The 13426-nt window shown below is 71.2% G+C and carries 15 protein-coding genes; all 15 read right to left on the reverse strand.

Going from position 1 to position 13426, the window contains the following annotated elements; all coding sequences use genetic code 11:
* Window positions 1-9 precede the first annotated feature (9 nt).
* Window positions 10-630, reverse strand: coding sequence for a hypothetical protein (locus BGM09_RS03775; RefSeq protein WP_188279935.1), 621 nt, complete (start codon window positions 628-630; stop codon window positions 10-12).
* Window positions 627-1172, reverse strand: a complete 546-nt coding sequence (locus BGM09_RS03780) for a hypothetical protein (RefSeq protein WP_188279936.1) — start codon at window positions 1170-1172, stop codon at window positions 627-629. Before BGM09_RS03780 ends, BGM09_RS03775 begins: the two co-directional genes overlap by 4 nt.
* Window positions 1173-1258: 86 nt before the next feature.
* Window positions 1259-1582 (reverse strand): hypothetical protein, encoded by a 324-nt coding sequence (locus tag BGM09_RS03785; protein ID WP_188279937.1) that lies wholly within the window; start codon window positions 1580-1582, stop codon window positions 1259-1261.
* Window positions 1583-1682: 100 nt separating this feature from the next.
* Window positions 1683-3020, reverse strand: coding sequence for a hypothetical protein (locus BGM09_RS03790; protein ID WP_188279938.1), 1338 nt, complete (start codon window positions 3018-3020; stop codon window positions 1683-1685).
* Between the two features lie 5 nt (window positions 3021-3025).
* On the reverse strand, window positions 3026-3301 hold the full coding sequence (locus tag BGM09_RS03795) for a hypothetical protein (protein ID WP_188279939.1): 276 nt from the start codon (window positions 3299-3301) through the stop codon (window positions 3026-3028).
* A 138-nt stretch (window positions 3302-3439) separates the two neighbouring features.
* The gene (locus tag BGM09_RS03800) at window positions 3440-6526 is read right to left on the reverse strand and encodes a BTAD domain-containing putative transcriptional regulator (protein ID WP_188279940.1); all 3087 of its coding nucleotides are present in this window, start codon (window positions 6524-6526) and stop codon (window positions 3440-3442) included.
* A 79-nt stretch (window positions 6527-6605) separates the two neighbouring features.
* Complete coding sequence (locus tag BGM09_RS03805) at window positions 6606-7097, reverse strand: Tad domain-containing protein (protein WP_188279941.1); 492 nt, start codon at window positions 7095-7097, stop codon at window positions 6606-6608.
* A gap of 2 nt (window positions 7098-7099) precedes the next feature.
* Window positions 7100-7543 (reverse strand): TadE/TadG family type IV pilus assembly protein, encoded by a 444-nt coding sequence (locus BGM09_RS03810; RefSeq protein ID WP_188279942.1) that lies wholly within the window; start codon window positions 7541-7543, stop codon window positions 7100-7102.
* A gap of 4 nt (window positions 7544-7547) precedes the next feature.
* On the reverse strand, window positions 7548-8084 hold the full coding sequence (locus BGM09_RS03815) for a TadE family protein (protein WP_188279943.1): 537 nt from the start codon (window positions 8082-8084) through the stop codon (window positions 7548-7550).
* Window positions 8085-8104: 20 nt separating this feature from the next.
* The gene (locus tag BGM09_RS03820; RefSeq protein ID WP_188279944.1) at window positions 8105-8353 is read right to left on the reverse strand and encodes a hypothetical protein; all 249 of its coding nucleotides are present in this window, start codon (window positions 8351-8353) and stop codon (window positions 8105-8107) included.
* A gap of 100 nt (window positions 8354-8453) precedes the next feature.
* Window positions 8454-9365, reverse strand: coding sequence for a type II secretion system F family protein (locus BGM09_RS03825; protein ID WP_188279945.1), 912 nt, complete (start codon window positions 9363-9365; stop codon window positions 8454-8456).
* Window positions 9362-10435 (reverse strand): type II secretion system F family protein, encoded by a 1074-nt coding sequence (locus BGM09_RS03830; protein WP_188279946.1) that lies wholly within the window; start codon window positions 10433-10435, stop codon window positions 9362-9364. Before BGM09_RS03830 ends, BGM09_RS03825 begins: the two co-directional genes overlap by 4 nt.
* Window positions 10435-11742 carry a CpaF family protein gene (locus BGM09_RS03835; RefSeq protein WP_188279947.1) on the reverse strand — a complete coding sequence of 436 codons (1308 nt, stop codon included), beginning with the start codon at window positions 11740-11742 and terminating at the stop codon, window positions 10435-10437. The genes BGM09_RS03830 and BGM09_RS03835 overlap by 1 nt, the downstream gene beginning before the upstream one ends.
* Window positions 11739-12542, reverse strand: coding sequence for a hypothetical protein (locus BGM09_RS03840; RefSeq protein ID WP_188279948.1), 804 nt, complete (start codon window positions 12540-12542; stop codon window positions 11739-11741). Before BGM09_RS03840 ends, BGM09_RS03835 begins: the two co-directional genes overlap by 4 nt.
* Window positions 12543-12561: 19 nt before the next feature.
* The gene (locus BGM09_RS03845; RefSeq protein WP_223186264.1) at window positions 12562-13242 is read right to left on the reverse strand and encodes a hypothetical protein; all 681 of its coding nucleotides are present in this window, start codon (window positions 13240-13242) and stop codon (window positions 12562-12564) included.
* Window positions 13243-13426: the final 184 nt, after the last annotated feature.

The raw sequence follows: 13426 nt of genomic DNA on the forward strand, positions 1-13426 counted from the left end.
CCGGTGACGTCAGGGGCTGAAGTGCAGCGCCCGCGCGAAGGCGTCGATGTCGTCCATCGCCCGGAGCACCCGCCCCGGATCGGGCGCCGCCGTCATCACCAGCACGTCCGCACCGTACTCGGGCACGCGCCACGCGTAACGGAGGCCGATGGTGATGCCGTTGTCGTCCGGGTCGACGAAGTAGCGCATCACGCGGATGCCGGTGCCCAGGTGCTCACTGCCGAAGTCCTCGACGATCGGCGGCTCCACGGCGTACTCCGCGTCCGCGTGGGTGAGCTCCCGCAATTCGCCGGGCAGTTCGCCCTCGATCTCGAACTCCGCCCAGTACACGGCCAGCGGATTCCCACGCGGGCCGTCCAGGTGAAAGTGCAGCCCGTACCCCGGATAGACCCGCGGATAACGCTCCATCCCGTACGTCAACGCGTCGGCCAACTCCCCCACCTCGCCGGGGCCCGGCGTCAAGGCGCTGTCCTCCCAGTGCCTCTCGGCCATCACCCGCGCGTACGCGGCGGCTGCCGGGAACTCCTCCTCGCTCCCCGGCACCGGCCACCGCGGCGGCACCCACACCCACCGCGAACCGTCCACCCGCCGGGCGTCCAGCCGCCGTCCGTCCAGCCGGCTCCCGCTCACGCGTAGCTCCAACGGAACGTCGTCATCAGCGCGTCGAACAACTCGGCCAACGCCCTGGTGAACTCGCTGCCCGGATCGCCGTCCCCCACCGTCGAGAACGCCACCGCGAGCCACCGTCCCGCGCCCTGCCTCGGCACGGGGACGACGTAGTCGACATGCCGCGCATACGTCTCCACGGGTTCGCTCTCGCGGAGCGACGGCGGCTCCACGTACTCCCACCGCACCCCCAACGTCCCCGCGACCTCCCGCACTTCCCCCGGCGTCCCGCCCCGCGCCTCCCCCACCAGCCGCCCCAGCACTGCCTCCGCCCCCGTGTCCTCCCCCGCCCACTCCCCCGCCACCTCGGCGACCACGAACGACGCCCCCACCACCAGCCCCGCCCGCGCCCTCACCGGCACATACAGATCCAGCCCACCCCCCGCCCGCGCCTCCCGCGCCATCCCCTCCACCCTCCGGCGCACCTCCGCCCGAAACGCCATCCCCTTATCCCTCGGCACCCCCGCCGGAATCCGCTCGATCCCCCGAAACACCTTCTCGTCCAACGCCGTCGCCGTGCCTGCCCGCAGGGGGATTCGGGCCCAGCCCGGGGGCAGCACGAGGGTGTACCCGACGGGGGTGGTCGATGTGCTCACCGGGCCGCCTCCGCCGGGTGCCTGCGGCGCAGCCGCACTTTGGCCAGCCACGCGGTGGCTGGAGCCAGGAGGGGGACGGGGGCGAGGTAGACGATGCCGGTCGACGCGACCGCCAAGGCGTTGAACAAGCCTCCGAGCCAGATATAGGCGAGCACGCCGGAGGCCCAGCCGCGCATGCGAAACAGCCCGAACATGCCACACCACAGCAATAGTTGTCCGGTAGCCGACAGCGACAACGTCTCGACGGTGAAGGTGAACCTGCTCGGGCGAAGTAGCGGCGCTGTGACGGCTAACAGGCCAAGCCCGGCGAACGGCACCATGCCCCCAGTCCGAATCAGCCTGTCGCTACGCGTCAGGAGGGGATCACCATTCGCGTTGCTCACGTAGAACACACAGACCTCGTCATCCCGCGCGCCACGGTCACCATGCCGAGCCAACCTCTCTCGTATACCGATCCTTGAAGGCTCCGTACGGACCGTAGTCCGGCTTCTCCGGCAGGGCGTCGCTGCCGCCGACCGCTTTATCCACAGCGTCCACGGCAGTGGCCGCAATCCACGTCCCCTGGAACGCGCCCTTATAGCCCTCAGCCCCCTGGCTGGCCAGCCGCACAGCGGCACTCTCCGGATACGCGGCCCGCATCCGGACCACGTCCTTGTAGAGGTTCGCCGTCTCGCGGTCGCCTCCGACGAGCACCGCCTCTCGTTGGGAAGCCTCAGCCATCGGGGTGGCAGCCTCCTCCACGGCCGCGTGGCGACCGGCCCGCTCGGCTGAGGCTTTGGCGATGTTGCGGACGTGGCGGGCCCTGGCACGCGCCGCTGCTGTAGCGCCGCGACGGTTGACGGTGGCGGACGAGCGGTCGAGAACGGACCGGGAGGCCCGCGTGGCGGTGACGGCGGCCTGCTCGTCGGCAGCGGCTTGAGCGGCGAGCTTCGTCGCGGCACGTACCTCTTTGAGGCCGTTCAACGCGGCGCCGCCGATGCCCATCGTCAGCAGGCCGAAGATGTCCATGCCGACGTCGAGCCAGGAGCAGTCGCCTGCGGCGGCGAGGGCGATGTGTCCCGCTAGGACGCCGGCCGCGAGCCAGACGGCGAGACCGGCGATCCAACCGGCGGGGGTGGTGAAGATCGCGACAATCGCGATGACCGTGGCGACCCAACTCATCACATCCGCGACAAGCGAAATCGCCCCCTTCACCCCGTCGATCTCGTTCTTGCGCCGCTCCCACCAACTGTCCTTGATCTTGTCGTTGATCTCGTGCCGGATGCGCGCCGCGTAGTGCGACGCCCGCTCGTCGCGATGGGCCTCGACCGTGGTCAGGGAGCGGCGGTGCTTGGCAAGCGGGTCGCCGCTGGAGCCGGAACCCGAGCCGGAACCCGAGGCGGAGTCGGCGTCCTCAGGGGGAGCCGTCTCGGCGTCGGCGCGCGCGTCTCGCAGGATGCGGTCGGCATCGGACTGGATGGTCTCCAATTCGGCGGCCCAGGCGGTGAGATGACCGTGGACGCGTTCGTAGCGGCCGGCGGTCTCGCGCAGGTGGACTTCCAGTTCGCGGGCCTCGTCGCGGAGTTTGGTGGCGTAGCGGCCTTTGAGGCCGTCGCCGGTGCCGATGACCTTGAGGTCGGCGGCCTCGGCTCTGAGCATGCCCGCGAGGTGCTTCATGTGGGCGACCTCGTCGCGGATGGACTCCGGGTCGCCGGGGGTGGGGTCGGTGTCGGTGAGGGGGTGCCAGTCGCGCGGGCGCGGCTTGGTGGTGGTCGCCACAGGGGTCAGCCGCTCTTGGCGAGATGTTCGTCGGTCTGCTTGAACGTCTCGCGGGCCGCGCCGACGAGTCCGCCGACGGACTCGATGCCGCCGATGAGCTTCTTGCGGTACCAGTCCCAGTTGTCGACGAACGCGTCCATCGCCCCTGCCACCGCGCCCGACCCCCAGATGTGGTGCAGGTCGTCCCGATGGGCCTTGATGCTCTTGAACTCGAAGTGCAGCTTCGTCAAAAGCCGCTCCGAATCGGCGAGCACCTGATCCGTCACCTTGAGATCCGCCATGCCCGTACCCCGCCCACCCTCGTTGTCGCCGTCATATGCCGCGTTACCTACGGACTGACAACGACCCCGATCCGCCTCGGGGTTACGGGTGAATCGGAGGTGACGGCGCGCGGCGTGTAAGGCGGGGCCTTCCGAGGGTCAGTTGGCGATGCTGCCGCGCCATTCGGGGAGCAGTTCGTCCAGGAGGGCTTCGACGCGGGGCGGGAGGCCGCGGCTGGGGCCGTTGAGGGAGTCGCTGCGGGCGATGAGGGAGTCGGCGGCGGCCTGGAGGCGGGCGGGGTCGCCGGTGGCCTGGGTGGCGCGGAGGAGTTCGAGCCAGAGGCGCTCGTCGTTGGGGGAGACGACCAGGGCCGTCTCGATGGCGGCGACGGCCGCCTTCGGCTTGGCCGCGTCGAGGTGGAGGGCGGAGAGCGCGAGGGCGATCTCGGCGACGAGGACGGGGTGTTGGGCGTCGACTATCTCGTGGGAGAGCCAGCCGTAGCGACCCGCGGTGCGGTCCTGGAGGAGCGGGCCGCGGGCCAGCGAGAGGGCCTGGGTGAGCAGGCGGCGACGGGCGGTGGGGTCGGAGGCGGCGCTGCCCTCGGTGGCCTCGTGGTGCAGGGTCTGGAGGACGTCCCAGTCGGAGACGACGGAGGACGCGAGGACGATCCGGCCGGTGCCGTCGATGGTGAGCCGGGCGATGCCGCCGGGGTCGGTGCCGAGCCAGTCGCGGAGGCGTTCGACGAGGGCGTCGCGTACGTCCTCGGTGACGCCGCGCGGCCAGAGCGCGGAGGCCAGGACGCGGGGGTGGACGCCTTCGCGGTGCAGGAGGAGCAGGGCCAGGGCCTCGTGGAGGAGCTGGCTGCGCTCGGCGGACGGCTCGTCGACGCCGACGAGTTCGAAGGAGCCGAGCAGGCGCGCGTACACGCCGGGCCGGCCCTGGTCGGAGAGGTCCACCATGAACGGCGGGGCGTCGGAGGCCGACCCGGCGCCGTCCTCGGCGCCCGCCTCGGCGAACAGCCGCAGCACGGCCTGGTACTGGTCGGCGGGCAGCACCTGCGCTTCGAGGTCGAGGCCGAGCAGCGGGGCGAGCAGCCGTCCCGCGGAGGTGATCTCCAGCTCCCAGGCGGCGCCCGGCATGTCGGGACGGCTGGAGGCGACGAGGTAGCCGATGCCGAGCCGGCCCGCGTCGGAGGCGAGTTCGGCCAGCCGGTTCGCCTCCTCCTCGGTGGGCTCGGCGGCGAGCAGGACGAGGTGCGGTGCCCATTGGGTGTGCTGGGCGCGGCCGGTACGGCCGGTGAGGACGCTGTCCTGGCCCGCCGTACGCAGCGCGCCCGCCCGCTGCGCGGTCTCCGCGGACATCGTCTCGATGACCTCGGGCACGTCGGCGAGGTGCCGGACGCGGGCGGGGGCGAGGGCGGTGAGGTCCTCGGCGAAGCCGACGAGGGTGACGGTCATCCGGTCCGACCAGCCGTTGGTGGCCAGCTCCGAGGCGACCGAGGCCAGTACGGCCTCGCGGTCGGCGGCGGCTCCGGACAGCGAGACGATGCCGGGCACCGCTTCGAGGTTGAGCAGCAGCCGCGCGCCGTCGAGCGTGCCGAGCGCGACCAGGCCGGGGTACGGGGCCGCCGCCGACACGTCCGCGTCCTCGGTGAGATCGGCGCGGTCGAGCCGCCAGAAGGTCTGGTCCTGGCCGAGCTGCCAGGGGGCCGGCGGCTGGCCCTCGGGCCAGGCCAGTTGCAGGTGCAGGGCCTCGTCGGTGAGCCAGGCGGCGTAGACGGTCGGGAGCTTGAGGCCCTCGGCGTCCATGCGGCCGGACAGCGCGCGCAGCGCGCGGTCGAGGAAGGCGACGGTGTCCTGGTCGGCGCCCACGCGCAGCGCGTCGGCGGCGTCGGCCTGCGGCCCGGTGGGGGTGCGCGGCGTGCGCAGGCTGCCCGCGGTGACCGACTGCCACAGGGCCGTACGACGCCGGCGGCCGAGGGCGGCGAGCAGGCCCGCGGCCAGCAGCGGGGCGGCGATCAGCGCTTCGGACAGGTCGAAGCCGTGCGAGTGGGAGGAGGAGGACGCGGTGAAGGCGGCGGTGGGCCCGTGTTCGGGGGCCGTCTCGGCGTGGGCCGGGGTGGTGACGGCCGCGTGGCGACCGCCGGAACCGCCCGTACCGTCAGAGCCCGTACCGCCAGAGCCCGTACCGCCCGTGCCTGTTCCGCCGGGGCCCGTTTCGGCCGAACCCGCGTGGGAGCCGGAGCCGTTGGAACCGGAGCCGCCCTGGGCGCCGGTTCCGCCGCCGCCCTGCTCGGCCGCGTGCTGGGCGGAGGCGTGCGCGCCCTCGGCCGTGGTGTCCTTGGCTCCGCCGTGTTCGGCGTAATGCTGCACGTCGGGCGCGACATGCGTGGCCGCGACGGGCATCTCCACGAGGTCGCCGCCGTGCGCGTCGGAGGGCATCTCCATCACCCAGCCGGGCCGGATGAGGCTGGCCTGGGACAGCTTGGAGCCGTCCGGCTGCACGCGGTCCTTGTTGAGCTGGTAGATCTCGTTGTACCTGCGGCCGTCCCCGAGGTGGCGCTGCGCGATCTCCCACAGCGAGTCGTGGTGCCGGCCCTCGGGCGGCTGGATCCGGTAGAACTTGGTGTCCTTCTGCGCCGACTGCCCCGCGCTCTGCTGCGATCCCGCCGCGTGCTGGGTGGCCTGCTGATGCGGTACGGCGGCGCTGGCGGTACGTGCCTGGTGCTGCTGGCCGGGGGTCTGCTGCGCGGTGGCGGCCACGCCAGGGCGCGCCTGGCTCTCGTGCTGGTTGCCCTGGCCGAGCTGGGACAGACCGGGGACGAGGCCCGCGGTGCTCACGCCGACGAGCAGCAGCGCCGCGATCAACTGCCGTGCCAGCAACTGGCTCGGGCCCGAGCCCGGCACCCGGCTCGGCATGCCCACGCCGGAGACCGCCGCCTTGGTCTCGACCAGCACGCACGCCGTGAACTGCGCCCAGGCCAGCCATACGATCACGGCCAGCGTGTTGACGAACGTCTCGCTGGTGATGGGCTGTTGCACCAGGTCGGAGTCGAAGTGGTGCGGGAACGGCGACCCGATGAAGTACAGGAGCGCGCCCGGCACACCCACCACGAGCACGGCGAGCGCCAGGAACGCGCCGAGCGCGCGCACGAAGTCGCCGAACGTACGGCGCCTGCGCGGCGGGCGCGCCGCCGCCCCACCCTGCTGCGTACGGTTACGTCCCGTGGCGGTCGTGCGTGCCATGGCTGCTTCCTCTGCCTTCGGTTGGAGCGGCTGGTGCTTCGGCTGAAACGGTTGGTGCTGAGGACTTGCTGGTGGCGGACTAGTTGGCCGGGCCCGTGACGGACTCGGCCGCCGCCGTACCGTGGACGACGATGTTGTGGTCGTAGAAGAAACCGGTGAGCATCGGCTCGTACGTGAGCTGGACGGTCACCTCCACCCGGTTGGGCAGGGCGGAGGTGCAGTAGGAGGCGTTGACGTCGGCCGGGCTCAGCCCGGACTGCTCGGCGAAGATCCTGACCCTGCCGGTGCAGGCCCCGGTGTTGATCACGGGCTGGGTGCCCGCGGGGGCGTTGCGCAGCGCCTCGACGTCGATGTCCTGGGCCGCGTAACGGGCCGCCTGCTCGGCTATGTCGGCGGCGCGCTCGCGCTTGGAGATCGACAGTCCGCCGTCGACGACGAAGGCGGCGAGCGCCATGAACACGACGGCGAAGATGAGCATCGCGGCGGTGCCGGAGCCGCGGTCGGGGCGGCGTACCACCCTCCGTACCACCCTTCCCGCGAGGCGCCGTACGACGTGCCGTGTCGCGTGCATCGTCACTCCGCCCGTCGGTACGGGTCGAGCGGTGAGGCCGCCGTCGACGTGATCGTCTTGTTGATCTTGAGGCCGAGCGAGGCGAGGCCGCGGATGGTGCAGCTCACCTCGACCCTGAAGAGCGTGTCGGCCTTGAAACCCGGGCTGGTCTGTTTCACCGACAAGGTGCCGGCCACGCAGGTGTCGCCGAGGTCCGCCTGGGCCGCCGCGATCGCCTCGGACATGGCGACGCCCTGAGTGCGCTGGATCGACCCCGCGCGGGCGGCGTCCCTGGCGGCGCCGTCCACCGCGCCCCGGCCGTCGACGAGTTGGCCGAAGGCGACCAGGATCAAAATGAACAGGATCATGATCGGGGCGAGGATCACCACCTCGATGGTGGACAGCCCTCGGTCGGCCCGCTCCCCCACACATCCGCTGAGCGGTGCGGTTCGCAGTCGGGTACGCATCGGATCAGCCCCCGTTGTCCGGTACGAAGCGCTCCACCGGCCCCTGGGAACTCTCGTTCACCTTGAAGTGGAAGCCGGGGAAGATGGTCGGTACGTCGGCCGTGACCCGTACGCCGACCGTGATCGCGTCCGGCTGCAAGGACGTCACCTTGCGGCCGTCCAGCAGATTCGGTCCGAGCTGGTCGATGCGGTCCTCGGCCGCGCTGGTCGCCTTGCCCGACCAGCCGCCGGGATCGGCGTCGGCCTCCGCCCGTGCCTTGCGAGCGCCGGCGTGCGCGGCCGCCTGCGCGACATGGTCGGCGAAGGAGTACAGACCGAACTGCACCGTCGCGAAGATCATGAAGAACAGGACCGGGGTGAGGAAGACGAACTCGATCGCGGTCATCCCGCGGTCGCCGCCGGTAGGCGCCCCCGCGCCGCTTACCGCTCTCGTGCTCGTACGGCCGACCGTGGTCGTACGGCTGCCCACGCCGCTGTCGCCGCGGGCGGCGTCCAGCCTGCGGCGTACGGCGTGGTGCAGCGCGTCGATTCGTCGTTCCATCACGGATATCGGTTCCGGCCTCAGCAGGTCTTGCTGTCCGTGGTGTTCGAGATGCAGTTGCCGACGTCGGTGGCCTTGCCCTTGAGGGCGCCGTTGATGATGACGGCGACCACGCCGACGACGGTGACGACCACCGCGGAGATGATCACCCATTCGACGGCGGAGGCGCCGCGGGACAGGCCCTCGGAACGGGCGCGCTCGACGCGCCCCTTGAGGAAGGTGAGAAGGAAGTCGACAGCCGGATGGCTGACCTTGGACAAGCGGTTCATGGTTCAAGTCCTCTCGACTCGACGCTCGGCATTTCGATGACAGTGGTGCTCAGGAGGGACGGTGACGATCGGAGACAGTGGTGCTCAGAGACGTTGGTGGTCAGACCTGGAACACGCGCATCGCGGCGGGAAAGATCAGGAAGACCAGGAAGCCCGCGCACAGCAGGAGTTGCGCGACGAGCATGGACTGGGACTTCTCGCCCGCGGATCCCTCGATCTCGGCGAGTTCCCGGTGCCGCATCGTCTCGGCGCGCGAGGCGAGCGACTCGCGGACCTTCGCGCCGTCGTCGGCCACCAGGCCGAGTGTGACGGAGAGGTCCCTCAGCTCCTCGACGCCCAGCTCGTCACCGAGTCTGCCGAGGGCCACCCACTGGCTGGTGCCGGTGATCCGGGCGTCGGCCAGGCAGTTGCGGATACGGGTCAGGGCCCAGCCGTCGCTGATCTCGGCGGCGGCCATCAGGGCCTCGGGCAGACCGCGGCCACCCGCGAGGTTCATCGACACCAGGTCGAGGTAGGCGCCGATGACCCGGCGCAGGTCCTTGCGCTTGTCGGCGGCGTCGCGGCGCACTTCGAAGTCCGGCAGGAGGAAGAAGACGCCGCCGCAGATCAGGGCCATCCAGACCGGGATCACGGGGTTGCTGCCCATGCCGAGCTGCCAGATCACGGCGAAGAGGAACGGCCCGAAGATCACACCGGCCGCGGCCAGGATGATCTTCGTGGCCAGGAAGTTCTCCCAGCTCCGGTCGAGCACGGCGAGGTCGGCGCGGAGCGAGCGCTGCTCCCAGCCCTGCTGGAGGTAGAAGTTCGCGACCCGCTGGCCGACGCGGCCCTTGAAGTCGGTCGGTGCGGATTGCGCCGGTCCGCCGCTGACCGGGCCCGCGGCGCGCATCGCGTCGATCTGCGCCACCGTGTGCACGGCGCTGCGCTTGCCGGGCATGAGCGCCCGGATGAGGACGAAGACGCCGAGGCCGACGGCCGCGCCGACCAGGCAGGTGAAGAGGATGTTGTTCATCGTGCCGCCCCCTGACCCGGGATGGCCTGGCCCGGTGCGCCGCCGTGGCCGGGCACACCGCCGTGGCCCGGCGCTCCATGGCCCGGTGCTCCATGCCCCGGTGCTCCATGGCCCGACAGCGGCTGGCCGGGGGTCGCCTGGGCGTGTGCGCCGTGGCCCGGCGGCACTCCGATGCGCTCGGCGGCCGAGATCCGCTCCGGCTCGTGGACCAGGAACCGGTCCGGCGTCTCGATGTTCGACAGCTTCCGCAGCCACCAGAATCCGGCCGCGAACAGCGCGCACACCAAGGTGAGTACGGCCTGGCCGATCGCCGTGCCGTACGGCTCGACGAAGCTGCGGTTGAAGATGGCCAGGCCCAGCACGAAGGCCACGGACACCACGACGACGATCTGCACACTGCGCCGGGTGCTCGCGCGCTGCGCCATCACGCGCTGCCGCATGTCCACTTCCTCGCGGGCCGACTTGGCGAGCGCGCCGAGCACTTCGCGCAGACCGGGGCCGCGCAGGCGGGCGTTGAGGATGAGCGCGGCGATGATGATGTCGGCCGACGCGTCGTTGATCTCGTCGGCGAGATGCTGGAGCGCTTCCGGCAGCGGAGTGCGCGACCTGAGGCGGTCGACGAGCGACGACAGGTGGCCGCGCAGCGCGGGTGCGGCGGCGCGGGCCGAGGCGGGTATGGCCTGTTCGAGGCCGACTGCGCCCGCGATGGTGTCGCGCAGCGACTCGGTCCAGGCCGCCAGCGCCTCGACGCGCTTCATCGCGGCGCGTTCCTCCGCCGCGCCGCCGAAGAGCTTGTCCCAGGTGAAGACCAGCACGGCGGTGGAGACACCGAGGACGGCCCAGCGGGTCAGGCCGAGGACGGCGAGTCCCGCGACGATGGCGAGCGAGCCGCGCTGCGACACGAAGCGCATGAACTCCGCCGCTTTGTCGCCGGACGACTCACCCGGCGCAGTCGCACCGGGTTTCGGCGCCCAGCCGCGCATCGCGAGGACGAACAGCGCGATACCGCCGCCGACGGCGGCTCCGGCGAGCAGTCCGTAGAGCACGGACAGGGAGAAGATCCCGGTCATTACCGCCACACCCCCGTGGGCTGGTAGCCGTTGGCGAGGAGTTCCTCGAGACAGGAGATCGGGGCGTGCGGCAGTGCCACGCCCTCCCGCCCCTCGGCGAACACCTCGCTGGACAGTACGCGGCCGTCCACGCCGTTCACCTCACGGACGGAGGTGACCATACGGCGCAGGGTGCCGCCGCGCTGGAAGTCGTTGCGTCGCTGCACGAAGACGACGAAGTCGATGGCGCCCGCCACCAGCATCTGCGACGCCTCGACCGGCAGCCGCTCGCGCGCCTGGAGGGCGTAGGTGGAGATGCGGTTGAAGACCTCGGCGGAGCTGTTGGCGTGGATAGTGGACAGGGAGCCGTCGTTGCCCTGTGACATCGCGTTGAGCATGGTGACGATCTCGTCGCCGAGGACCTCACCGACGATGACGCGCGAGGGATTCATGCGCAGCGAGCGGCGGACCAGCTCGGCCATCGAAATAGCGCCCTGGCCTTCGGAGTTGGGCAGCCGCTCCTCGAACGCCACGACGTTGGGATGGATCTCGGGGAACTGGTCGAGGCCGAGTTCCAGCGCGCGCTCGACGGTGATCAGGCGCTCGTGCGGCGGGATGACGTTGGCCAGCGCGCGCAGCAGCGTCGTCTTTCCGGCGTTGGTGGCGCCGGCGATCATCACGTTCTTGCGGGCGAGGACGGCGGCCGCCAGGAAGGAGCCCAGCTCCGGGGTGAGCGTGTAGTTGCCGATCATGTCGGACAGGAAGACCTTGCCGAGGCGGGCGCGGCGGATGGACAGCGCGGGGCGGCGCGTGACGTCCATGACGGCGGAGAGCCGGGAGCCGTCCGGGAGCCGCAGGTCGAGTTGCGGGTTCGCGGAGTCGAAGGGGCGCGAGGACAGGCCGGAGTACGCGCCGAGCACCTGGATCAGCTCGATGAGTTCCTCGTCGGACTCGGCGACCGGCTCGGCCTGGAGCTCACGGCCGTCGGAGTAACCGACGAAGACCTGGTCGCAGCCGTTGATGTCGATGTTCTCGACCTCGGTGTCGTCGAGCAGCGGCTGGAGCCTGCCGACGCCGAAGAGCGCGGCGTGCACGGCTGCCGCGTACGCCTCCTCGGCCTGCGCGTCGGGCGGGGTGCGGCCGAGGTTGATCTCGGCGCGGGCGTAGTCCTCCAGGATCTGCGCGATGATCGCCCGCGCGAACTGCCGCTCGTCCTCGGGTGACATGGCGGGTTCGCCGGTCACCTGGTCCAGTCGGCGCTGTTCCGAGATGCGGTCGCCCGCCTCCTGCCGGAACCGCTTGACCAACTGGTGGTCGACGGTGCTCATCGGAGCACTCCGTACCGGTGCGGTACGTCGGCGGTGATCTTCCGGGCCGAGCGGATCAGGAGTGACTTGTCCAGTCGGCCCCGGCGGCGGCCGTTGAGGGTGTCGGCGCCCGCCGTGTCGTGGGCGAGGGTGCCGACGACCCGTGCGGAGATCTGCGAGGCCACCAGCATCTCGTTGACCTGGCTGGCCTGCCGGGCGCTGTGGCTGGGGTCGGTGATGAGCACGATGCCGATCGGCGGGTAGCCGAGCGCGGCGGCGGCGCCACGCTGCGAGCCGTGCAGTTTGGCCGACAGCGCACCGGCCCTGTCCCGTACCCGCGCGAGGTGCTCGGGTTCGGTGCGGGCCACCAGGAGGACGAGGGCGGCGTGCGAGAAGAGGTCGAGGGTGGGCGAGTCGGCGCCGATCCGGCCGCAGTCGGCGATCACGTCGGCGGCGCCGTTGGGCGACTCGGCGAGCGTGGCGAACGCCTGGCCGAGCATCGGCCACAGTCCGGACAGACCGGCGGCCTGTTCGGCGCTGCCGATGCCGACGAGGACGTCGAGTCCGCCGGCCAGCGGCTGGGCGTGGTCCCACAACTGCTCGGCGGCCAGGCCGCGTCGGGCGGTGGCGGCCAGCGAGAGCAGGCCGGTGTTGGGGTCGAGCATGCCGCCGTGGGCGGCGGGTGAGCGGTAGACGAGGTCGCCGCCCGCAGGGTCGGCCTCCGCCAGCAGGACCCGGCGCGGCCATACGGCGGCGAGCGCGACGGCGCTGGTGGTGACGCCCGGTGAGCCCTTGTCCGCGGCGATTGCGATCAGTGCCATGACGTATTCGCCCGCTCGCTCAGTTCTTGCTGTCGGGCATGAGCACGAGCGCCACTTCGTTCGCCGCGGCGGCGAGGGTGAGCTTGCCCGCGATCGAGGAGTCCGCGATCACGGTGACCAGGGTGTCGCCGCCACCGAGCCCGGAGGAGTCGGACCTCACGGACTTGATGACCAGGCTGTCACTGATCAGCGTGTTGGCGCCCGCTCCGCTGCTGTCGCCCGAGGAGCCGTTCTGCCCCTTGGCCGCGTCGTTCCCCACCAGATACGCCGCGACGGTGTGGCCGTTGGCGAGACCGTCGGGGAACACGCCCTGTTTGAGGGAGAGTCCGACCAGCGACTTCCCTGCCGGGAGGGCGCTGCTGTTCGTCACCATCTCCTTGACCAGGACGGAGCCTTTGACGATGTTCGTGGACGCCCGGTAGTTCTTCTCCAGGTCGCCGCGCTGCTTCCACAGCACGAAGTTGATCCCGGAGTCGTCGGAGACCATGACCTCGCGGAGCGCGGAGGCGGGAATCCGGTCACCGACCGGGATAGCCTGGTCGATCTTCACGACCGAGATCTTGTTCCCCGCGCGCATGACCATCACGGTGGCGCCGAGCGCGCCGACGAGAATGAGCAGCACGGCCAGTGCGGCCAACGCGGGTTTGCGCTCCCGCGACACTGTCGGCAGCCGCTCTCCGCCCATCGGCGCCCCGTGCATGGGCGCGGATCCGGACTGACGGCTGTTACTGCCGCCGCCCGCAGCGGAACGTTCTCTGGTCCTCACGTCACTGCCCCCGTCGAGCCGGCGTGCTTCTTCGAAATCGGTTGCGTGGGGAGAGACTGCCGCGCTCCTGTCCGGCGACAGCCCGCAGGCCGATGTCAAGTCACCGCACGCTATCAGC

Source organism: Streptomyces sp. CBMA29 (assembly GCF_014596445.1).
GTDB lineage: Bacteria > Actinomycetota > Actinomycetes > Streptomycetales > Streptomycetaceae > Actinacidiphila.